Consider the following 20,683-nt stretch of genomic DNA (forward strand, 5'->3'; position numbering starts at 1 on the left):
CTCTTCCTTAGCTTGCAAGCTTGTCGCGACTGTGCGGAGACAGCCGCCGGGTAAAGGCTTCCGTAAGTGCGGGCAGGAAGCGGATGGCATCGGTCACGATCCCGAGGTGGGCAAAATCGAAAATCGGCGCGGTCGGGTCGGTGTTGATGGCCACGATGAGATCGGCGCCCTCAACTCCAACCCGGTGCTGAATGGCGCCGGAAATCCCCGCCGCAATGTAAAGCTTCGGCCGGATGGTCTTGCCAGTTTGGCCGATCTGTCGATCAGCCGGCATCCAGCCTTTCTGGACCAGCGGGCGCGAACAGCCATGTTCGGCGCCAATTGCTCGAGCGAGATTCTTCACAAGCTGCAGGTTCTCCGCCGCGCCGAGGCCAAGGCCTCCCGCAACCACGACGTCGGCATAGGCGAGATTTGCCTTTGCCGACTGGCTATCAGGCAGGAAGCCGAGGACTTTGGTCACGATCTCGTCCTCGGCCAGAGATACCTTGTGCTGGATGATACGCCCGACGGGCTTATCCGTGCGCTGCGGCATGGGCATGACCCTCGCTCGCACTGTCGCCATCTGCGGCCGGTAGTTGAGCGTGTAGATCGTGCATAACAAGGAACCGCCGAAAGTCGGACGGGTAGCCGCGAGCGAACCGTCGGTATCCACGTCAAGTTCGGTGCAGTCGGCCGTGAGCCCGGTCTGCAAGGTCGTCGCCACGGACCCGGCAAGATCCCTGCCGAGCGTGGTCGCTCCGAGAAGAAGGATCTCGGGTTTGTGGGTATCGACCAGATCCGTCATCACCTTGGTAAACGGCTCATTTCGATAATCGGCGAGCAGCGGTGCCTCGGCGATGTAGACAAGGTCGGCGCCATAAGCGAACGCCTCGGCAACGGCATACCAGGTGGCTTCTCCTGGCGGTCCGAGCACGACGCCCGCAAGCTGGACGCCAAGCTTGTCGGCCAGCTTGCGGCCTTCGCCGAGCAGTTCGAAAGACACGGGATGGACTTGGCCACGTTCGAGTTCGATGAAGACCCAGACGTGCCGGTAGTCCTTGAAACGGTCAGGCAGTTCTTTCTTTATGCCGGCACGGCCGGCGGCAGGGCGAGCGGGTTCTCGATTCGCTGTCGACATTGTCTACTCCTGGCCGTCACGCGCCGTTGTTGAAGGCGAGTTCATGTTCCAGCGGCGGCTGACGGGTGAAGATTGCGGCGATGAGTTCGTCAGCGGCATCGCGCAAGGTCTTCTCCGCGGTCTCGATTTGCTCCGCTTTTTCCGCCCGCGCAGTCGGGGCAAAAACGCGCTTGACGACCGTCGGCGAGCCGCGCAGCCCACATCTGGTAAGGTCCTCAATGCCAGCGGCGACCGCAGTCCACTTGACGATCTGACTGCGCGCGGCGCACAGCGCGTCCTCGAACGAGCCCCGCCGGATCTCGTTTGTGCCTTCCAGCACGGTGATGAGGCAAGGCAGCCTGCTCTTCAGCATCTGCGTGCCGCCTTCGCAGCGGCGCTCGACCTCGATCTCGCGGGCAGCAAGATCAATGGAGCCGATTTTCGCGACGTAGGTGAGTTGTTGGAGGTCGAGGCGTTTGGCTATGCCAGGCCCGACCTGGGCGGTGTCGCCATCGATCGTCTGCTTGCCGGTGAACACGATGTCGGGCGGGCCAAACGTTTCGCCAACCTTCGCTATTGCTTGGGAAAGAGCGAAGGAGGTCGCCAGCGTGTCCGAGCCGGCAAAATAACGGTCGGTCAAGAGCACCGCCCGATCGGCTCCGTAACCGAGCGCCTTGCGTAGCGAGTCCTCTGCCATGGGCGGACCCATGCTGAGCACGGTGACCTCGCCACCATAAGCGTCGCGCAGTCTGAGTGCTTCTTCCAGGGCAAACAAGTCATAAGGGTTGATGATGGTCGGAACACCCTGGCGCATGATCGTGTTCGTCACCGGATGGACCCGTATTTGTGCCGAGTCCGGCACCTGCTTGATGCAGATTACGATGTGCATTGGCGGTTTCTCTAGGCTCCTATCGGGATACGGACTTGGCAGTTCATCTTCTCCCCCGCATCATTCGTGCCAATTGTTTTGCGTGCCTATATTCCTGGAAGTTCGGTTGGTTGCGCTGAGGGCGGCGTCATGATGACCGGATTTGTCGGCTTCTCGACAATGTCGCGTCGCAATCGTGTCGCGCTCATTCCTTTTCGAACCGCTTCAATGCGGCGTCGAACGGGACGAAGGTGCGGCCCGGCATGGCAGGTTTGTTCGGATCGTGGTCCTTAAGCACCTTAAAGACACGGTGCGTGAGCGGCGAGGAAGCAGCGAAGTCCTCGTAGGCGCGTTCCAGCTTGGTGCGCACCCGCGCGGCGATCACCTGGTCAGGCAGACCGGAGAAATCTTCTTCGGCAAGGTATTCCCCCACGCGCTTCATAATATGGAGCCGTGAGACGTCGAGCACCTTCGGGTCATAGGAAGCGCCAAGGACCGAGAAGAACTCCTCCGCAGCCGAAAGGCCCTTCAGTCGCGCGAGAATGTCCGTCACGTCGACGGTATGGCCATCAGCAGAACAAGTCATTGCACTCTCCATTGGGTCGGAAACCGTGGTGTCAGGTGCGTTCGTCGCACCGGCTAATCTGCAGTCGCGAATGGGATGCCGTCATCGGGCAGGTGACGTCGAGATCGAAGCGGCCATTCAGGAACGCCGCAACGCCGACCAGCGTCACGCGAGGCGGGACGTTCTCCATCAGCGCATGGGCGCCGACCCGGCGGTCGCGCGCCTTCACATCGGCAATGACCTTATGGACCATCAGGGCGAGCCGAGCGGCTTTACGCCGCCCCGCGCGGCTACCAATCCGGAGGAAATGGTCGAGGATAAATGACATCGCCACCTACTCCTTTCCAAGGTCTCGGCCGGCTGCCTCGCTGCGCAGTGTGTCGTAGAGCTCGACCAGTTGAGTTGCGGTGACGGTGGATTTGGTCTCGGTCGCCTTGCGGCGGACGCGGGCAACCATCGCGGCTGCCAGATCCGGGTCGAGATCGCGGCCACTATCGCCCAGCACATAGGCGATCGCAGTCGCACCGGAATGCTTGCCAATGACGATTCGCCGGCAACGGCCCACGAGAGCCGGATCGAGCCCCTGATAGGTACGCGGGTCCTTCAGCAGCCCCGCGACGTGAATGCCGGACTCGTGGCTGAAAACATCGGCGCCGACGATCGGCTTCATGGCCGCGGTCTGCCGGCAGGCGGCCCAAGCCACCTGGGCCGCGAGGTCCGGCAATGCGGTCAGCTCGATGCCTGTATCCGCGCCGTCGAGAACGGCCATCGCGGTGGCCACCTCTTCCAGCGCGGCATTGCCCGCCCGCTCTCCGAGCCCCAGGACGGTGACGGAGGCATGGCGGGCGCCGGCGCGGATTGCTGCCAGCGTGTTGGCGACCGCAAGGCCGAGATCGTTGTGTGCATGGAATTCGAGGTCGATGGGAGACAGCGCCGCGAGCTGAGCGACAATCTCGAAGGTCGAAAAAGGGTCGAGAACGCCGACCGTATCGGCCAGCCTGACGCGGCTTGCGCCGGCTCGCGCGGCCGTCTCAATGACGCGGGCCAGATGATCCCGATCGGCTCGCGAGGCATCCTCGCAGCCGACGGCAACGAAAAAGCCGTGGGCGGCTGCGCGCCCGACCATCTGCGCGATGATCTGGAGCGCTGCCCCCTGATCGAGGCCGAGTTTGGCGGCCAATTGGATGTCCGATGCAGGCAGCGACAGATTGACGGCGGTGACGCCGCTCTCGATCGCCGCCTCGAGATCCCGCGACGTCATCCGGCACCAGGCCGTGAGCCGCACCGGGAGACTCCTGGCGACCGCGGCGCGAATTGTTTCGATCTCGTCGCCGCCCATGCTCGGCGTGCCGATCTCGATCTCTGGGATGCCGGCTGCCGCGAGAGACTCGGCGAGCTCCAGCTTTTCCGCAATGGTGAAGGAAACGCCGGGTGCCTGCTCGCCATCGCGCAAGGTGGTATCGTTGAGGAAGACACCACGGTTCATGAAAGGAAGTCTATTCTGCTGCCGCTCTGGCCTAGACCCGATTGATGATCTTCATTACCTCGCCTCGCCGGACCAGGACTGGGTAAGCCACGCACCTTCTCCACGATCGGCGGCAAGACCTCGAGCACTCGGTCGATGTCCGCTTCGCCGTTGTCGCGCGCGAGGGAGAAGCGGACTGCGCCGTGCGGCGTTTTCATCGCCCTCAGAACGTGGCTCGATTCCAATGAGCCGGAGGTGCATGCGGAGCCGGAGGAACACGCAATTCCGGCGCGGCTGAGGAGAAGTGGGATTCCATCGCCTTCGACATGTGCAAAGCCAATGTTTGCGGTGTTTGGCAACCGCTCCAGCGGATCGCCATTGACGAAGGTGTTTGGGACGCGCTCGAGTATCCCGTCTTCAAGGCGGTCGCGCAGCGACTTTACCCGTGTGGTCGCGTCGTCCACGAATTTCAAGGCGAGTTGGGCCGCCATGCCCAGCCCGGCTATGCCAGGCGTATTCTCGGTGCCCCCACGCCGATCGTGCTCTTGGTGCCCGCCTTTGATCATCGAGCGGAAGGGCACGCCACGTTTTACAAAAAGCGCTCCAATCCCTTTCGGGCCATGCAGCTTGTGGCCGGACAGCGACAGCATGTCGATTGCGGTCGATTTCAGGTCCATCGGAACTTTGCCGACCGCCTGCACAGCATCAGTATGGAAGAGGGCGCCGGCTTCCTTGGCCAACTCAGCAAGCTCGCCAACAGGGAAGATCGTGCCGGTCTCGTTGTTTGCCCACATGATCGAGACGATTGCCACGCGTGGGCTCAGGGCGGCCCTGTAGGCGTCGAGGTCGAGCCGGCCCTGGCGATCCACCGGGATCCTGTGCACCGTGACGGCCCGCGTCTTCTCAAGATGCGTGCAGAGTGTCAGCACCGCAGGATGCTCGACCGCCGAAATCAGGATCTCTGTCCGGCTGGGCAACACCTCCAGCGCCGAAAGAATCGCTGCATTGTCGCTTTCCGTCCCGCCCGATGTGAAGATGATCTCATGGTCGAGCTCGGCGCCGATCAGCGCTTGCAGCTGCAGGCGCGCCTTTTTCACCGCCGCAAAGGCCGAGGCGCCGAAATCATGCGTCGACGAAGGGTTGCCGAATCGATCCGTAAAGAACGGCAACATCGTTTGAACGACCTCAGGATCGACCCGTGTCGTGGCGTTGTTGTCGAGATAGACAGGTCTCATGCTGTGATCCGTCAGTTGACCAGAACGAAGCGACGCGGGAGATCGGTCGCATGGAGCTCTGGCGCAGGCCCTTGGTGGGTGGTGGAGACTGGCGGCCGGTGCAGGCGTCCGAAAGTCTGACGTCGACATGGTCGCCGTCGATATCGTCAAGTTCGCCTCCCCGGCGAGGGCCTCCGGTTAACGCCCGACAGCGTCTACTATCAGTCGAGTTTGCTGCAGCGCCGTCACTGGGCGGCCGGCAACTTCGGGCCCTCCAGGAGCTGAACTGTTTCGGGCGGGGACGTTCCGCGCATCCCACCTGAAGCGATCGCCGGTCCCGAGACGGGCTTCGACCTTGCCTCCTTATTGAGGGCGCGGGCGTCTGTTTTGGCGGGCGTCTAGACCTGCTCTGCCGCAATAGACCCCGCCGCGGGCATTTCTCCCTGGACCAGTACAAGCACTTCCACGATGGCTGCGAGGCAGTCGCGGGCAGCCTTTGTGTAGCAACTGATCTGCTCCATGGCGGTTTGCCGATGGTGAGTTCGATAGCCGCCGACAATGAGGCGACCGCGGCGCGGCCGCTGAAGGTCCGGCGCTCGGCGGCAGTGATCCTTGACGTCCCCCGGTCGATGCCGATGAGAGATTCAAACATGTCGCCGTAGCGGATGGTCCCGAGCTTACCTCCTGAATTGGCTGTTTCCAGAACGTCGGCATGCGTCCGGCTGAAGTGTTCCTTGGCCTTCCCGCTAAAGTTCCACATGCGGCTTCTCGGGCGATCAGCCGAAGGACTTGCCGCAAGCGCACTTCTCCCGCGCGTTGGGATTATCGAAGACGAAGCCGGAGGACTCCAACCCCGTGACAAAGTCGACGGTCATGCCTGCTACATGGGGCTGAGACCCTACGTCCACGAATACCTTGACCCCATCTGCCTCAATGATCGCATCGCCCTCGCGCAAGACGCTCTCGGGGCCCATCGAGTATTTGAAGCCGGCGCAGCCGCCGGTCTGGACCATGATACGAAAGCCTTCCGCCGGCTCGCTGGCGCGGGAAAGGACGGTCTTGACGGCAGCAACTGCGGTGTGGGTGAGCGTAATCATGGCTCGAATTTCTCCTCAATCCGTTACGCATTTGCGGACGACAGTGCACGTGCCATGCCAAAGTAAACCGGTTTTAAAACAAAAGCTTGGCCCTTCAGCCCTGTGTCGGATGTGCGACATTGTCGGAAGTGCGCACGTCGCTCGTCACGTGAATTGCGCCGTAGCAATCCCGTCCTCGTTCCTGGAAGACGGCTGGGCGACACAACCCGCGACACAGTGGTCTCGGCGTGGGTCGTGCCACTCCTGCCTAAACCCTTGACCCGTATGCGAACGTCTTTCCGAGGTCGCTTCTGCGCAATTGGCACGAGTTTTGAAGCCCCGCTTTGGAAGGCGGCACAACTGCCGACCGACACTGATTCGCGGGTGGCCTCGCGATCAGTGGAACGATGTAAGGGAAGCAAGATGTCAGGTTTTGACCAGATCCGCTTTCTGAAGGAAAGCAGCCCCGCCCGTCCACCCCCAAACGCGGGATCGGTCGGTTGGCGTCGACCTCTACAATCGCTCGCTACCGGCCAGTCGCCGGCGACCGCTTGATGGGAGACCGACATCTCACTGTCAGTCTCGTTGCGCCGTCGTAGAGCAGCCAGCGCCTTTCGAGCCGGTGGTCCTGGCCGAGCAAGAGATCGGCATCGAGCACACGGGCGGGCTCGATTGGAACAGGACCGCTGATCCTCAACAATTATGTGGAAGCAGGGTAAGACATGGACCAGCGCGAGAAACCCTCTCCGGACCAAATCCGGCGGGCACAGGAAGACAGTCCGAAAATCCGCGAGCATGATCTCGCCGCCAAATTGAGCATTTCGGAAGCGGAGCTGGTCGCGGCGCATTGCGGTTCCGGCGCGGCGCGCATCGAGCCGCGCGTCAATGATCTGCTGATAGGCCTCGAAGCCGTGGGCGAGGTGAGGGCGGTGACCCGAAATCAAAGTGCCGTGCACGAGAAGATTGGCTTGTACAACAAGGTCGTAACCGGCAACCACCATGCCATGGTTCTCGGCGACGCCATCAACCTGCGCATCTTCCCGAAGGGTTGGGCGCATGGCTTTGCCGTTGAAAAGCGCGACGACGGCAACATCCGCCGCAGCCTGCAATTCTTCGACGCTGCCGGCGCAGCAGTGCATCAGGTGGATGTCAGGCCGGCCTCCAACCTCGACGCCTATCAAAAGCTGGTGGCGGAGCTCGCATCCTCGAACCAGGAGCCGATCTTGTGGGTCAAGGCAAACGGAGCCGACTCTGACGCAGAGGTTCCGGACCAAGCCGCCATGGTCACGGAGCTGCGCGAGCACTGGAGCCGGCTGACCGACGTGCATCAGTTCTTCGACATGCTGAAGACGCTGAAGCTCAGTCGCTGCCGGGCGCTGCGCATGGTTGGCCAGGATTACGCCTGGCAACTCGACAATGCCGCCGTTGGCGCCATGTTCCAATGCGCGAGCGAAGACGAGATGCCGATCATGTGCTTCGTCGGCAATCGTGGCTGCATCCAGATCCATTCCGGCCCGATCAAGTCGGTCAAGCCCATCGGGCCGCGGATCAATGTGCTGGACGAAACCTTCCGCCTGCATCTCACAACCCACCACATCCGCGAGGTTTGGGCCGTGCGCAAGCCGACCAGGGACGGTCACCTCACCTCACTCGAAGCCTATGGCGCCGACGGCAGAATGATCATCCAGTTCTTCGGCGAACGCCCCGAAGGCGAATGCGAGCGCGGCGACTGGCGGCTCCTGGCCGAGACCCTGCCGCGTATTCCAACCCCGACGGACCGCGTGAGGTAAGACCGATGCATGGTGATTTCCGTTTTCGCTCGGTGCCCGCGCCGGTAATGTGGGTTCTGCTGGCTACCGCTCTGCCTGCCGCTGCCACCGAGGGCGCAGCTGTCTTTCGGATCCGCCGCGGATCGCCTCGATTGGAGGTTCCATCGCCGAGATTGCCTATGCCGTTGGAGAGTATGGTCATCATAGCTCCCGTTTCGACGACCCGAACGCCGCGCTGAAGCTATGGCTCAGCTGCCCCGCGCAGGGGGGTCTGTCGCTCCAGGGTCCAACATTCTGGCCTTGCTCGACGGAGGGCAAGTGATGGACGTGAAATCGATTGGTCCCATTATCACTGTGCCAGAGCACGGCCTCCACAAAGGCAACTCGAAAGATCCGCGTCGCCGGCAAGGCGCGGTCGACGCCAGGGCCAGGAAGTCCGGTGCCGACAGGGCATAGGCCGAAAAGCAGATGGCCTCGATCAAAGGACGCGGAAAGGCCGCGAACGCTTGGTCTATGCAGCCGCACGCAAGGTATTCATTGCGCCATTCCTTGCTTGTGACCTGTACAACCTCTGGAGGCGCAACATCTAGCTACGGACAAAATCCAGTGTTTTCAGCATTGATGGTAGTGCTGGATGTACAGCAGGTCGGCATGCCTTGGACGGCCGGGCCAGTTGCCGGATAGAGGCCCGGGGTTGGCGGGACCAGATGAGCTGGAGGCGATCAAGCCGTCCGAAACTGGCAACCAGAATAACGCGATCCGGGGAGACGTCGCTCCTCGAGCGTGTCGCCGCCATTGCGAGAGACCGGAAACGGGTCGACGCTTCTAGAACCGCGCCTGGTCACCATCAGCTGTCAAGCGCGATCCGCGCTCGCCCGGGCTGCGTAACCCTGACCAAGTCCGCCCGGGCGAACGCTGACCGCTCCCCGTAGGCGCGGAGGTGGGCCGGTGAGGGCGCTGGCGCTTGTCCATGCCCGATCTGAAGCCGACGTTGAAGTGACAGTAGCCGCGATCCAGGCGGCTGATGCGATTGCATCTCTCAGCGCGCTGAGCTGAAGGCATTGCCTGTCGGGCGGTCTAGGTTGCGCGCTTCGGGCCAAGCAGGAAAACTGTGAGGGCGGCGAGGAACGTGGCAACCGCGCTGTAGGCAAAGACACTGTGAACGCCGGCATATTTCACCAGTAGTCCGCCGAAAATCGCGCCGGCCGCGATGGCCACTTGGAACGTTGCGGCCATCAGCACACCAGCGCTTTCGGCCTGCCCGGGAACGGCGCGCAGCACCATCCACGTCTGTAATCCCACCGGCACCGCACCGAAGGCAAAGCTCCATACGGCAATTGCTACCACCGAGGCGGAGGCCGATGCTCCCACCATCAGCAGCGAGGTAGCGGCTATTGCTATGAGCAAGGGTGGCAGGGCCGCGACTGCCTTGAGGCTATGTTTGGCCAGGAATGCGCCGGTTAAATTCCCGAAGAAGCCGCCTATGCCGGAAGCGAGCAATACCAGCGGGATTGTCTTGCTATCGAGCGCGGGAATCCTCTCAAGGAAGGCGCGGATGTAGGTGAAGCTGGCGAAGTGCCCAGAAGCGACCAGCAGGACGACCAAAAGCGCCATCTTGATCATCGGCTTATTGGCCAAATCCAGCAGACTGCGGAATCCAGCTATTTCCACCGGAGGCAGCATCGGGATCGTTACGAATTGCACCAGCAGTGTAACGGCATTAACGACTGCCGCGATCGTGAAGGCGGCTCGCCATCCCCAGATGTCGCCGACATAGGCGCCCATTGGAGGCGCGCAAACGATAGCGACGGAAACGCCGGTGAGGATGATTGACATGGCACGCGGCAGGAGGTGATTTGGAACGAGCCGCATTGCCACCGATGCCGAAATCGACCAGAAGCCTCCGAGCGCGATGCCGAGCACGACGCGCGCCGCCAGGAAAACCGGCAGCGACCACGCGACTTCCGCTAGAACGTTGGACAGGATCTGCAGCAGCATCATCGCCCACAGTACGATCCTGCGGTCCAGGCGCTTTGTGATGATGGCCATCGTCGGCGCCGAGATCGCCCCAGCAATCGCGGTCGCTGTCATCGTCTGTCCAGCCGCACCCTCGGTGATACCGAGATCGTGCGCGAGCAGCGTCAGCACGCTGGCCGGCAGAAACTCTGCCGTCACCAGCCCGAAGGTGCCCAAGGCAAGCGAAATGACCGCACCCCATGCGGGACGCGACCGTTCATCTGGCTTTTTTGGGTCGTGCGGAACAGCCTCCAGGAAGCCTGTCGCGGATTCGGTCATCGATAAGCTCGCCAGTTTGGATGCTGCACAATGGATTGGCTGCGTTGACGCATTAAAGCCAGAAGCGCCGCTGTTCCCGGCGTTTGACGGAAGATGTTCATCGCTGCCGGACATGTTGTGATAGTGCCGCGTGCAATATCGGTGCCGGCTTCTCTGAGCTGGACGAGGGTGTCATTGTCGGAAGGCACCGCATCGGGCGATTCTATGGCGACCATCACCTTCGGTCTCGGGCCGGCCATGCGCAAAGCAGCTAGCGAGGACGGAAGTCTGAAGGAAACGATGTCCCGCGGCGGGAACGGGGGCATGCTCTCCTCAGCGCTCCTACAGAGCTTCGCGTCTCGGCCATGGTTCTGCTTGTAGCTTTCTTCGTGCCATGATGGGCTTTAACGATGAGAGCAAGCGCCATACCGTTTTACTTGGAGGCACCCGATCGATTTTTTGCAGCCTTTGCTGGAGCCCTTCGCCGAGACCGAGCACGCCGCACATTTGCCGGAACGAATGACTGCTCAGCAATCTGAGCGAGCTTCCGAGTGACAAAGCAGCTCCCACCTGTTATGTTCGACAAAACACACGCCTTGGCTAACAGCATCGGAGATGGCGATATGACGAAGACGCTGGGAATGCGGTCGTTATCGACTGCTCCGCAACAGCGCCTCGTTGCGAAAAGAAGCGCAAGCGGAGTCTGATCCGTAAGGACGCCAACAAGGACATGCCGGGCGAGCAGAAGTTTGTCGTTCGGCAGACGCTTCGTGCTGCCATTCGCAAAGGCCTGATCGGCTCTAAAGACGAGCGGATCACAGCACGTTTGAGCCATGCCCTCATTGAGCAGGCTAAGCGCCAGACGGGCATTAAGGGTGACACCGAGCTGCTTGAATTCGCTCTTGCGAATGTCGCGCTCGAGGACAATTTCCCCGCGACCATGGACAAGCTTGCGGGAACCATCGATCCAGACATCAAGCTCGGCTTCTGATTGAGGTTTGAGTGTCAGAATTTGATGTTGAAGCAGCCCTTCGCTCGCTTCGTGGCTTTCCAACCAAAACACTTGCTCGCCGACCTGATGATCAGCTGCCCTTCGTGAACGAGGGCGAGCTCGGCGGGCAAGCGCTATTGCTCGACACCTGTGTGTACATCGACAGGCTCCAAGGCAAAGCGCCTGCGTTGGTGAAGCAGATTATGGACGGTCGGCATAACAACCATTCAGCCATCTGCATCCAGGAGTTGGCCCACACGCTTGGTGTCCTGAAGCCCGACGATCCCCGCACCGGGGGCGTGCATAAGGCTGTGTCCGAGGTAATCCGATCCATGCCCGGACACCGGATCCTAACGCCCGATGCCGACGTCCTCGGCCGCGCTGCTGTTCTGAACGGCGTGCTCTGTCGCCTGCAGGGCTACCAGGATGACCAGAAGCTGCGCTGCCTGCATGACTGCACTCTGTATCTGCAGGCATCGAAATCGGGGCTTGTCCTGTTGACTCGGAACATCGCCGACTACGACTTCTGCCGACAACTCATTCCTGGGGGCAAAGTGCTTTTCTACAGGTAGCGCCACTTCAATGGGATTGAAGAGGAAGGTTTATTCTTTGACACCGACATGCCTATCAAAACAATCCGCACGTCGGGAAGCACGTCTTAGACAGCACCAAAATCGGTCGGTGGCGACGGTTCAGACATGCCGCAGCTGTTCCGCACGGCTGCGTCAAGCCTCCGTCCGCCACCCTCGGAGACGTTGAAAATAGTCACTCGCTATCAACGGGTTGAATAATGATCGGTGGCTTTTGCTACCTCATGCCGCACATTCGCTTGGTCACCCGGACCGAGCAATGGTGCTGTATGGTTAGGCTAAATCTGCACTTCCGCACCGGCTCGGGAAAGAGGTAAGCCGTTCCGGACGGGCCGGCCGATGCATTGTCGCACACTGGCTGGCACTGTGTGTCGACCGCGTAAGGAGCGCTGTCTCTAGATCCAGCGCGTTCTTGTGTGCGCAGTCACGGCGGTCTGCGAATACACGCTGTGGCAGCATCCACGACGCGCACTGTTGCTATTCCCGCTCTGTCGAGGGGGCTTTGACATCCTCCAGCTCTCAGCAAGCGCGCCACTCGGGAAGTGGTGAGGACCAAATTCGGCTCGGGTCGCGGCGTTCGCATGCTTGAGGGTCCTTTCATTTGCTCCTTCGTGTGTCCGAAGCTGAACAAGAATGTCGCAATCCGACCAAAAGGCCGCCAAGACCGGGCCACCGGTTCGGGCCAACTGGTGCAACGCAAACGGTGCGCTAATCGGCACGCAACTTGCCCCGACAAGTTTAGTCAGGGGACGTCAGCACTGCTTGATGGAGTTCAGCGGTGACGGCCAATCTTTACGGCGCCTGAGCCAGGACGTGCCGAACGCTGGCAATCGACGTGTGACCGGCCGTGGGATCCCGATCGAGCGCCAGAACGCCTGACATTGAGGAGAAGCCAAATGGCGATTAACTGGGTTCCAGATCACATCCCGCCCGAAATGGTGAGGGACTTCAGCCTGTTTACGTCGCCAGGCATGCTGCCGGCGCCCAACGGGGACCCGCACGCAGCGGTCGCTTGCGTCCATGCCGGGCCGCCGATCTTCTATTCTCCCTACAACACGCGCGATGGCCGCGGCACCTGGGTCATCACTCGCGCCAGCGACCAGCGCCGGGTGCTGCAGGACGCTGAAACCTTTTCTAGCCATCGCAGCATCTTCGCATCCGCGCTGGGCGAAAACTGGCCGATGATCCCGCTCGAACTTGACCCACCGGCCCATGGCGTTTTTCGCTCACTGCTCAATCCGCTGCTTTCGCCAAAGCGGGCCATGGTATTGGAGCCGGCTATCCGCGAGCGAGCGGTCGCGCTGATCGATAGGATTGCCGCAGCGGGCACAAGCTGCGACGTCATGAAGGAGTTCGCCTTTCCTTTCACGGTCAACATCTTCCTTCGCTTTCTAGGGTTGCCGGATCACCGGCTCGATACATTTGTCGGCTGGGCGAAAGATCTCATCCACGGCGACCATCTGAAACGACCGGCCGCTGCCCAGACAATTGTTGCCTTTATCGACGAACTTGCGACCAAGCGCCGTAAGGACCCGGTCGACGATTTTATGACCTTCATCCTGCAGGCACAGGTTGAGGGCCGCCAGCTAAGCGACGTGGAAGTCCGTGGCATCGGCGTGCTTGTGTTCGTCGCGGGGCTCGACACGGTGGCAGCTGCCATAGGCTTTGACTTGGCGTATCTCGCCCGCAACCTCAAAGATCAGGAACTGCTGCGGAGCGAACCGGACCGGATCGCGCTCGCAGTTGAAGAATTGCTGCGCGCCTATCCGACCGTTCAGATGATCCGAGTGGCAACCAAGGACATCGACTTCGAAGGAGTGCCGATCCGTAAGGGGGATTACGTTTCCTGCGCCACGATGATTGCCAATCGTGACCCGGCAGAATTCGAATGCCCCAACACGATCGATCTGGCGCGAGAGAACAACCGCCACGCCGCCTTTGGCTATGGTCCCCACCGCTGTCTTGGCTCACACCTTGCCCGGCGAGAGATTGTCATTGGCCTGGAGGAGTGGCTGGCGCGCATTCCGGCCTTCCGGATCAAGAAAGGTACGGCACCCATCACCTCTGGCGGCCATGTATTCGGGATCAAAAATCTGATCCTGCACTGGTCCTGATGAAGCCCAGCCCCGAGCGGGCACGGAAATTGAAGGTAGCGGTATGCGCATCATCGTCCATAAACCCAAATGCCAGGGCCACGCGCGATGCTCGGCGCAAGCGCCCGATATCTTCAAGCTCGATGAGGAGGGCTACATCCTGCCTGGTGACATTGAGGTTGCGGAGGGGAAGCACCTACTTGCGTCACGAGGCACGCGATCTTGCCCCGAACGTGCACTGGAACTCGACGCTACACCCGCTGCGCGGGCTGAATCGGATGTCATTCAACCGAGAGGCCGGCGGGTTTAATTGCGGGTCGACCATGTGGCCGCACACTGGAAAGAACGGCATGCGGCGCGCCGCCGTCCTGGGCCAACGGTGCAGGGGCATTTCCGGAAACGAGGTGCTCCCATGGTGTGAAAAAACTTGGGCGGCTTAGCGAACCTCTTCCGATCACAGGATTTGCGACAAAGACGATGGACCAGGGAAAAATTACCGAACTACTCGACCGTGAAGCGATCCGCGACTGCCTCTATCGGTACTGCCGCGGGATAGATCGCGCGGACGAGGCGGCGTTGCGCAGCGCGTACTGGCTCGATGCGCATGACAATCACGGCGCCTATTGCGGCTCGGCAGAGGGCTTCATCCGGTTTGCGCTCGGGGTCTTCCAGACCGGGCATCGCAACATCCATCAGATCACGAACATCCTGATCGAATTCATCACCCCGACAGAAGCCGCGGTCGAGAGCTATTTCACCGCGCTGCAACGCGGACCGGACAAACACGGAGAAGTACGCCAGACGCTCCTCTGCGGGCGCTACTGCGATCTGTTTCAGAAAAGGGAAGGGGAGTGGCGGATTGCCGAACGGACGGTGGTCTACGATTGGCTCGAGGAGCAGATCCCAGCAGCGATCCCTGAGGCAGAACGGTTCGGGTCGCGGCAGCCTATCGGCGCACCTCATCCGGATGACCCAGTCTACGCGCTTGAGAAGCATCGCATCCTCCTCGCCATCAGGCCTGCTGAGGTTCCGAACGGAGACAAAAGCTATGATGATTTTGCAATGGCACAGCGATCCCGGTGAGAGCCTGCCCGGTAAAGACGTAGCCGAGAGGATTGTCTTTCTGTCCCGTAGCGGCGTGACCGCAACAGCGGTCTGCTCTGTCGCTGATAAATTTGCTGACGCAAGAACGGGACTCTGTTGCGCGGCAGTCTCCGACCCCCAAGCTCAGACCGGAGGACCGGTTCGCAGAGGCAAGTGGCTTACATGGATCCAGATCGGCTCTCATCAAAGGGTCCGTCGCCAGCTTCGCCGGCCAACTGGCCATCACCAGGACGTGCTGCTTTGCCGCAACGGATCATTTGGCCGCCCAATATTGATGGGGTGACATCGCTGAGGCTCGGCGCGGAGAAGTTCTTATGAAGCGGGAAGGACGCATCGTCATCATTACAGGCGCCGCGGGCGGGATCGGCCGGGCCCTGGTCGATATCCTTGCTGGGGGTGGAGACACTGTTGTTGCGGTGGACCTTCCGGGCAGCGGCGTGGTTGAACTGGCCCGTGGCCTCGGCGACCCGCATCTTGGCCTCGAATGCGACGTCTCGCGAGACGTGGAAGTCCTCGCCCTTTATGGCCGGGTCGAAGCGCAGTTCGCTCAGATCGACGTTCTCATCAACAACGCGGCCATCGGACCGACCATGACTGCGACTGTCGACACGGCAGCCGATGCCTTCCGGCGCGGCTTGGCAGTAAACCTGATTGGGCCGTTTGTCATGGCCCGCGAAGCGGCGAGGCGGATGAAGCTGGACGGCGCCATCGTCAACGTCGCTTCGCTGGCGGGGATGGTCGGCAGTCCCAGGCGCAATGCCTACGCAGCCTCGAAAGCGGGCCTGATCTCGTTGACGAAGTCGCTTGCATGCGAATGGGCTTCGCGCGGCATACGCGTGACGGCGGTTGCGCCAGGCTATGTGCGCACGCCGATGGTCGCAGAACTGGAACGCGCGGGTAAAATGGACCTTGCGGCGGTACGCCGCCGCGTGCCGATGGGCCGCATGGCGCGGCCCGACGAGATCGCCCGGGCCGTGCGTTTTCTGACCAGAGTTGAGGCGCGCTACATCACCGGATCGGTGCTGGTGGTCGACGGCGGCTGGACGTCATTCAACCAGCCGGGGGACGCGCACCCGGCGGTGGAAGGGACGCCCAGATCCGAACTCTCTTCTGAGAGCGAACGAACCGATGCGCGAATCGTGCTCGTCACGGGTGGCGCGAACGGCATAGGCGCCGCCATAGTTCGCCGTTTTGCAACGACCGGCGATACCGTCGTGATTGCTGATAAAGATCGCGCTGCCGCTACTGTACTCGCTGGATCGCTCGGCGGAAAGAACCTGGCGAAATTCGTGGATGTGGCCATCGAGAGCGAGGTGGTGGCGCTGTTCGAGGAGATGAGGGGACGCTTCGGGCGCATCGACATCCTCGTCAACGGTGCTTCTATTGCCGACACCTTTGTGGCGGGCATCGAACAAATGCCGGCAGAAATCGACCAGGTCCTGGATGTCAATCTCACCGGCGCCTTCACTTGCGCGCGTGAGGCGGCCAAAGCGATGCGCCCCGGCGGCGTGATCCTCAATCTCGGATCGATCAACAGCTTTCTGCCCTTTGCGCCGCGCCATGCCTACGGCGCCTCGAAAGCGGGGATGGACATGCTGACCCGATGCATGGCGGCCGAACTCGGGCCGATCGGCATTCGGACAGCCACCGTCGCTCCCGGTTACATCCGCACGCCTGCACTTGCTCAGTTGAAGGCCGGCCGCATCGACTCAACAGCGATCGCACGACGAATTCCGATGGGCATGATGGGACGGCCGGAAGACGTCGCAGACGCGGCGTTTTTCCTCGCTTCGTCTGACGCCTCATACATCAACGGCTCGATCCTCTATGTGGACGGCGGCTGGACCTCGTTCGGCGACGCGGGAAACGCCAGCGAATTCTATGACGAATATTTTGCGGAGGACGCTGGTTGATTATCGCCATTCGCCATTCGCCATTCGCCAGGCGACGGCTGCGGCTCGTCGAAGCCGACGACATCCAAGGCTTCAAGCTCCGCCCGCGCCGCGCCCGCAGCGCTGTCTAGGATCGAAGATTTTCGGCGGCGACGAACACGTCCCCATCGCGGTCGAAGCAGTTCCAACCGCTCGCGGGCGCGCGTGCAACCGCAGAATGCGAGCGGTTTGCCGCAAGACTATGCCGCCGCCAAGCATCGGATCCACACCGTGGCCAAAGCCTTCTGCGCGCATGCCGATCGCATCCCCTGATCTACCAATTCCCTCTGGAGACATGAAAGACCATGGAATTCGCAACCTTCATCCTGGCCGCCCAGCGCGGCTATCATCAATCCTCCGACAGCGTCATCCGCAACTCAATCGAACAAGCCGTTCTTTCGGAGCAGGCTGGCTTCAACACCGCCTGGTTCGCCGAGCACCACTTCAACAATTACAGCCTTGTTCCGTCGCCCTTGATGATGGTGGCGCACTGCGCCGGCCTGACAAGCACCATTCGCCTCGGCACTGCCGTCTGCGTGTTGCCGCTCTATCACCCGCAGCGACTGCTTTCCGAGATCGGCTTCGCCGACGTCGTGGCGAACGGCCGTCTCGAGCTCGGAGTCGGCGTGGGATACCAGCAATTCGAGTTCGAACGCTTCGGCGTCAACATCGATGAGGCGCCAGCGATCTTTTCGGAATATCTGGACATCCTTCTGAAGGGCCTCAACCAAAATATCTTCGAGCACGATGGCCGGTATGAGAAGATACCCCCGACGGCGATTTCGGTGCCCACCGTCCAGAAGCCGACCCCGCCGATCTGGATCGCCGGCGGTCCCCTGCGCATGAGCCGGGCCTATCGCGAGGGACACAATTTCTTTGTCACAGCATTCCACAACGGCTTAGAGACTTTGAGCACGCTGCGCGAATCGATCGAGGAGGCGGCGGCTTCCGAAGGTAAGAATGTCACGGACGCCAAGATATCGCTGCTGCGTTGCTGCTATGCCAGCGACGACCAGGCAGAGATAAACAGCTATCTCGACAATGCCCGCTTCCAGCGCCGGCTGTCTGAAGCACTGCATCAGCGCCGCCAGCAGAGCCTGGACGGCTATTTGCTGCAGGAAACGCCGACGCAGCAGGATCTGTCATTGGAGACTATGCGCGAGAACCTGCCGATCGGCAGCGTGAATCGCGTGATTGATCGCCTACTGGAAGAGATGGATATCCTGAAACCGGACCAGATCGCAATTCAGACCCAATTGGGGGATTTCGACCAAAAGACAATGCTGCGCCAGATCGAGCTCTGGGGAGACAAGATCATCCCGGCGGTCAACAAGTCCCTCCCTCAGGCGAGGGTTTGAAATCCGCAACGGCTTGAGCTTCCACCTCATCTGCTTGTCGTCTCGAAAGGGCAGAAGCGCGCGGACAAGGTAGGACGGAATCTCCAGGTCGCTTGTCGCGATGGGGTTGGGGGTAACCTATGTCGAGGATCAGTCAAACCAGTGCCTTGCCAGGCTATCCATCGCTGTGGCTCTGGTCTGCGGCCCGGAAGCGGTGTCACTATGCCGCTCGCATAGTGAGGATGCAGCTTCCGCATGTCCGCGGTACCCCGGGCGCTCAGCAGCTGCAAGAAAGCTCCATGCATTGGGGAACTCCCGATGAGCGCTTTCGTCACCCGCGACGCCTCCAGATGGGTGCCGCGATATCTGACCACTCTCGACGGCACGACCTGCATCGGCTTCGGCCGCTGCTTCAAGGTCTGCTCGCGCGCGCGGTGCACCTCCATAGCGTCGATCAGCGAGTGAATCCTCGGCGCCGGCGAGGGCGAACACCTCGACGCCGAGCTCAACCGCATGATCATGCTCGTCGACCAGGCCGGCCGCTGCATTGGCTGCGGAGCCCGCATTTACCCAAAGAACTGCCAGACGCATGTTGCGGCCGACAAGGTCGCGGCAGACGACCAGGAGAACGGCACCATGTTCGCTCATCACTATGGTTGGCTCTGCGCCCGCCAATGGCCGCGGATCGAGTTGAAGAGGGGGTTCGATCAGCATGTGCTTGCCTGTGTGCTTTCGTGTGCGCTCGAGGAGGTCGAGGCCGGCGAGGCGACGGCGACGGAGTCGACCGGCCTTTCGCGCGCAGAGCTGCGCGACGTGCTGACCCACAGTTTCCCCGCTACCGCGATAAACGCCTTCGCCTTGGACGAGCTATGCGACCCCAAGCCGGAAATGGAAGAAGAACTTCTGCACAGCCTGCTGCTGGCGCATGCCCGGCCGGGCGATCCGGCGAGCGCCTGCTTCGCTAAGATCGTCGCCCGGCGTGCCATGCGCAACAACCATCTCTGGCAGGATCTTGGCCTTCTCAATCGGGCCGAGCTCAGCCGCCTGCTTGCCACGCATTTTCCGACCTTGGCAGCCGGCAACACCCAAAACATGAAATGGAAGAAGTACTTCTACCGCAAACTCTGCGAGGCCGAAGGTTTTTCGCTATGCACCGCGCCCACTTGCCGGGAATGCAATGATTTCGAAAGCTGCTTCGGCCCCGAGCAAGGCGAAAGCCGCCTCGCACACATCAAGAACGGGATCGCTTTGGATTAAGCGCCGCTTTCGTCAGCGCTGCTAGAGCCTTTCACGTTTTGACGGAAGCGTACCCGGCGTTTACGAAGTAGTTCTTACATTCGGCTGGCTCGATGGTTTCGACGAGGTGGCCGATGTGGCGCCAAGTTTCCTCGACGGTGCGTTTCTGAGCCTGGCGCATCCAGTGTTTGATTTTGGCGAAGGCCTGCTCGATCGGATTGAGGTCCGGAGAATAGGGCGGCAGGTACCAAAGCCTGGCGCCAGCAGCCTTGATCATCTGCCTGATGGCCGCCGACTTATGACTTCCCAGGTTGTCCATGACGACGATATCGCCGGGCTTCAGCACGGTGATGAGCTGCTGCTCGACATAAGCGCGGAAGCATTGGCCGTTGATTGGCCCGTCGAAGACACAAGGTGCCGCGAGCCGATCCCAGCGCAGCGCTCCAAGGAAGGTCAGCGTGCGCCAATGGCCGTGCGGAGCCAAGCCGCGAAGCCGCTTGCCTCTCGGCCCCCAGCCTCGCAACGGAGCCATGTTGGTCTTGATCCAGGTCTCATCGATGAAGACCAGGCACTGCGGATCGAGACCGGTCTGCCAGGATCGCCATCGCTGACGCCTGCGGGCAATATCGGCGCGCGCCTGCTCAAGGGCGAACAGCGTTTTTTTTGAAGCTCAGGCCCTCGCGGCGCAAGAACAGCCACACCGCGTTGTGCGAGACCTTGACCCCGCGACCAGCCAACTCATCCTTCAGACCGTGCAGCGTCAGATGCGGCATCTCACGTATACGCGCCTCGATGAAGGCACGGTGCGGCTCCAGTAGCCTCTTGCGATGCCCACCCATCTTGCCCGGTGCTACCGAGCCGGTCGTCCCATGGCGCTGCAACAGCTTCACCGCGGCCGAAGCCGAAATGCCGAACCGTCTGGCGGCAGACCGGCGGCTTTCACCACTCAAAACCGCCGCCACAACCCGCTCGCGAAGGTCATTGGAAAGAGGTCGGGTCATCAGATGCTGGCCTCCACTCCAGCCAGCATCTTGAATCACAAAACCGACAAATCGGGAATCCCCTTCGATTCCA

19 protein-coding genes and 1 pseudogene are annotated in these 20,683 nt (G+C 61.3%); 10 read left to right on the top strand and 10 right to left on the bottom strand.

The features are described 5' to 3' along the window. Positions 1–7: 7 nt before the first annotated feature. From AC0V8S_RS36555 to AC0V8S_RS36585, 7 genes are all read right to left on the bottom strand, one after another. The gene (locus AC0V8S_RS36555; RefSeq protein ID WP_183455287.1) at positions 8–1,117 is read right to left on the bottom strand and encodes an electron transfer flavoprotein subunit alpha/FixB family protein; all 1,110 of its coding nucleotides are present in this window, start codon (positions 1,115–1,117) and stop codon (positions 8–10) included. Positions 1,118–1,133: 16 nt separating this feature from the next. Beyond that, positions 1,134–1,985: an electron transfer flavoprotein subunit beta/FixA family protein gene (locus AC0V8S_RS36560; protein ID WP_183465743.1), complete on the bottom strand. Its 852-nt coding sequence runs from the start codon at positions 1,983–1,985 to the stop codon at positions 1,134–1,136. A gap of 184 nt (positions 1,986–2,169) precedes the next feature. Beyond that, positions 2,170–2,550 carry a nitrogenase stabilizing/protective protein NifW gene (gene nifW, locus AC0V8S_RS36565; RefSeq protein ID WP_475439164.1) on the bottom strand — a complete coding sequence of 127 codons (381 nt, stop codon included), beginning with the start codon at positions 2,548–2,550 and terminating at the stop codon, positions 2,170–2,172. A gap of 31 nt (positions 2,551–2,581) precedes the next feature. Further along, on the bottom strand, positions 2,582–2,857 hold the full coding sequence (locus AC0V8S_RS36570; RefSeq protein WP_183455284.1) for a hypothetical protein: 276 nt from the start codon (positions 2,855–2,857) through the stop codon (positions 2,582–2,584). A 6-nt stretch (positions 2,858–2,863) separates the two neighbouring features. Further along, on the bottom strand, positions 2,864–4,015 hold the full coding sequence (gene nifV, locus AC0V8S_RS36575; RefSeq protein ID WP_183455283.1) for a homocitrate synthase: 1,152 nt from the start codon (positions 4,013–4,015) through the stop codon (positions 2,864–2,866). Next, a complete protein-coding gene (nifS, locus tag AC0V8S_RS36580) occupies positions 4,012–5,229 on the bottom strand; it encodes a cysteine desulfurase NifS (protein ID WP_475439090.1) in 1,218 nt (405 codons plus the stop codon). The genes nifV and nifS overlap by 4 nt, the downstream gene beginning before the upstream one ends. A gap of 755 nt (positions 5,230–5,984) precedes the next feature. Beyond that, positions 5,985–6,305, bottom strand: a complete 321-nt coding sequence (locus tag AC0V8S_RS36585) for an iron-sulfur cluster assembly accessory protein (RefSeq protein WP_183455281.1) — start codon at positions 6,303–6,305, stop codon at positions 5,985–5,987. A 701-nt stretch (positions 6,306–7,006) separates the two neighbouring features. Between AC0V8S_RS36585 and AC0V8S_RS36590 the strand changes: the two genes are divergently transcribed. Next, positions 7,007–8,074, top strand: a complete 1,068-nt coding sequence (locus tag AC0V8S_RS36590; protein WP_475439091.1) for a hemin-degrading factor — start codon at positions 7,007–7,009, stop codon at positions 8,072–8,074. A gap of 1,056 nt (positions 8,075–9,130) precedes the next feature. Here the strand turns inward: AC0V8S_RS36590 and AC0V8S_RS36595 are convergent. Both AC0V8S_RS36595 and AC0V8S_RS36600 read right to left on the bottom strand, forming a co-directional pair. After that, positions 9,131–10,348: an MFS transporter gene (locus AC0V8S_RS36595; protein ID WP_475439092.1), complete on the bottom strand. Its 1,218-nt coding sequence runs from the start codon at positions 10,346–10,348 to the stop codon at positions 9,131–9,133. Further along, the gene (locus tag AC0V8S_RS36600; protein ID WP_475439093.1) at positions 10,345–10,563 is read right to left on the bottom strand and encodes a hypothetical protein; all 219 of its coding nucleotides are present in this window, start codon (positions 10,561–10,563) and stop codon (positions 10,345–10,347) included. The genes AC0V8S_RS36595 and AC0V8S_RS36600 overlap by 4 nt, the downstream gene beginning before the upstream one ends. Before the next feature lie 494 nt (positions 10,564–11,057). Between AC0V8S_RS36600 and AC0V8S_RS36605 the strand changes: the two genes are divergently transcribed. The 9 genes and pseudogenes from AC0V8S_RS36605 (at position 11,058) to AC0V8S_RS36645 (ending at position 19,630) form a co-directional block, all read left to right on the top strand. Continuing rightward, positions 11,058–11,318 carry a hypothetical protein gene (locus AC0V8S_RS36605; protein ID WP_183455452.1) on the top strand — a complete coding sequence of 87 codons (261 nt, stop codon included), beginning with the start codon at positions 11,058–11,060 and terminating at the stop codon, positions 11,316–11,318. A gap of 11 nt (positions 11,319–11,329) precedes the next feature. Next, positions 11,330–11,890, top strand: a complete 561-nt coding sequence (locus AC0V8S_RS36610; RefSeq protein ID WP_183455278.1) for a type II toxin-antitoxin system VapC family toxin — start codon at positions 11,330–11,332, stop codon at positions 11,888–11,890. Between the two features lie 914 nt (positions 11,891–12,804). Continuing rightward, a complete protein-coding gene (locus tag AC0V8S_RS36615; RefSeq protein ID WP_475439094.1) occupies positions 12,805–14,022 on the top strand; it encodes a cytochrome P450 in 1,218 nt (405 codons plus the stop codon). A gap of 43 nt (positions 14,023–14,065) precedes the next feature. Beyond that, a complete protein-coding gene (locus tag AC0V8S_RS36620; RefSeq protein ID WP_183465736.1) occupies positions 14,066–14,311 on the top strand; it encodes a ferredoxin in 246 nt (81 codons plus the stop codon). A gap of 167 nt (positions 14,312–14,478) precedes the next feature. Beyond that, positions 14,479–15,084 (top strand): nuclear transport factor 2 family protein, encoded by a 606-nt coding sequence (locus AC0V8S_RS36625; RefSeq protein ID WP_183465735.1) that lies wholly within the window; start codon positions 14,479–14,481, stop codon positions 15,082–15,084. A 335-nt stretch (positions 15,085–15,419) separates the two neighbouring features. Further along, positions 15,420–17,018: an SDR family oxidoreductase gene (locus tag AC0V8S_RS36630; RefSeq protein WP_475439095.1), complete on the top strand. Its 1,599-nt coding sequence runs from the start codon at positions 15,420–15,422 to the stop codon at positions 17,016–17,018. A gap of 323 nt (positions 17,019–17,341) precedes the next feature. Beyond that, positions 17,342–18,394, top strand: a complete 1,053-nt coding sequence (locus AC0V8S_RS36635) for an LLM class flavin-dependent oxidoreductase (RefSeq protein WP_475439096.1) — start codon at positions 17,342–17,344, stop codon at positions 18,392–18,394. A gap of 297 nt (positions 18,395–18,691) precedes the next feature. After that, positions 18,692–18,988, top strand: a pseudogene (gene fdxB, locus AC0V8S_RS36640) (ferredoxin III, nif-specific); the annotation flags it as partial. 21 nt (positions 18,989–19,009) lie between these two features. Then, a complete protein-coding gene (locus tag AC0V8S_RS36645; protein WP_183455451.1) occupies positions 19,010–19,630 on the top strand; it encodes a nitrogen fixation protein NifQ in 621 nt (206 codons plus the stop codon). 31 nt (positions 19,631–19,661) lie between these two features. Here the strand turns inward: AC0V8S_RS36645 and AC0V8S_RS36650 are convergent. Further along, a protein-coding gene (locus AC0V8S_RS36650; protein ID WP_475439165.1) for an IS630 family transposase occupies positions 19,662–20,610 on the bottom strand; the annotation gives its coding sequence in 2 pieces (ribosomal slippage) (positions 19,662–20,273 and positions 20,275–20,610; 948 coding nt in all). Positions 20,611–20,683: the final 73 nt, after the last annotated feature.

This window comes from Mesorhizobium oxytropidicola, from assembly GCF_056174625.1.

What these genes read in the sequence shown, in the direction of transcription:
- AC0V8S_RS36555 (WP_183455287.1), bottom strand. Translation starts at nt 1,117, where the DNA reads ATGTCGACAGCGAATCGAGAACCCGCTCGCCCTGCCGCCGGCCGTGCC.
- AC0V8S_RS36560 (WP_183465743.1), bottom strand. Translation starts at nt 1,985, where the DNA reads ATGCACATCGTAATCTGCATCAAGCAGGTGCCGGACTCGGCACAAATA.
- nifW (WP_475439164.1), bottom strand. Translation starts at nt 2,550, where the DNA reads ATGACTTGTTCTGCTGATGGCCATACCGTCGACGTGACGGACATTCTC.
- AC0V8S_RS36570 (WP_183455284.1), bottom strand. Translation starts at nt 2,857, where the DNA reads ATGTCATTTATCCTCGACCATTTCCTCCGGATTGGTAGCCGCGCGGGG.
- nifV (WP_183455283.1), bottom strand. Translation starts at nt 4,015, where the DNA reads ATGAACCGTGGTGTCTTCCTCAACGATACCACCTTGCGCGATGGCGAG.
- nifS (WP_475439090.1), bottom strand. Translation starts at nt 5,229, where the DNA reads ATGAGACCTGTCTATCTCGACAACAACGCCACGACACGGGTCGATCCT.
- AC0V8S_RS36585 (WP_183455281.1), bottom strand. Translation starts at nt 6,305, where the DNA reads ATGATTACGCTCACCCACACCGCAGTTGCTGCCGTCAAGACCGTCCTT.
- AC0V8S_RS36590 (WP_475439091.1), top strand. Translation starts at nt 7,007, where the DNA reads ATGGACCAGCGCGAGAAACCCTCTCCGGACCAAATCCGGCGGGCACAG.
- AC0V8S_RS36595 (WP_475439092.1), bottom strand. Translation starts at nt 10,348, where the DNA reads ATGACCGAATCCGCGACAGGCTTCCTGGAGGCTGTTCCGCACGACCCA.
- AC0V8S_RS36600 (WP_475439093.1), bottom strand. Translation starts at nt 10,563, where the DNA reads ATGGTCGCCATAGAATCGCCCGATGCGGTGCCTTCCGACAATGACACC.
- AC0V8S_RS36605 (WP_183455452.1), top strand. Translation starts at nt 11,058, where the DNA reads ATGCCGGGCGAGCAGAAGTTTGTCGTTCGGCAGACGCTTCGTGCTGCC.
- AC0V8S_RS36615 (WP_475439094.1), top strand. Translation starts at nt 12,805, where the DNA reads ATGGCGATTAACTGGGTTCCAGATCACATCCCGCCCGAAATGGTGAGG.
- AC0V8S_RS36620 (WP_183465736.1), top strand. Translation starts at nt 14,066, where the DNA reads ATGCGCATCATCGTCCATAAACCCAAATGCCAGGGCCACGCGCGATGC.
- AC0V8S_RS36625 (WP_183465735.1), top strand. Translation starts at nt 14,479, where the DNA reads ATGGACCAGGGAAAAATTACCGAACTACTCGACCGTGAAGCGATCCGC.
- AC0V8S_RS36630 (WP_475439095.1), top strand. Translation starts at nt 15,420, where the DNA reads ATGAAGCGGGAAGGACGCATCGTCATCATTACAGGCGCCGCGGGCGGG.
- AC0V8S_RS36635 (WP_475439096.1), top strand. Translation starts at nt 17,342, where the DNA reads ATGGAATTCGCAACCTTCATCCTGGCCGCCCAGCGCGGCTATCATCAA.
- AC0V8S_RS36645 (WP_183455451.1), top strand. Translation starts at nt 19,010, where the DNA reads ATGTTCGCTCATCACTATGGTTGGCTCTGCGCCCGCCAATGGCCGCGG.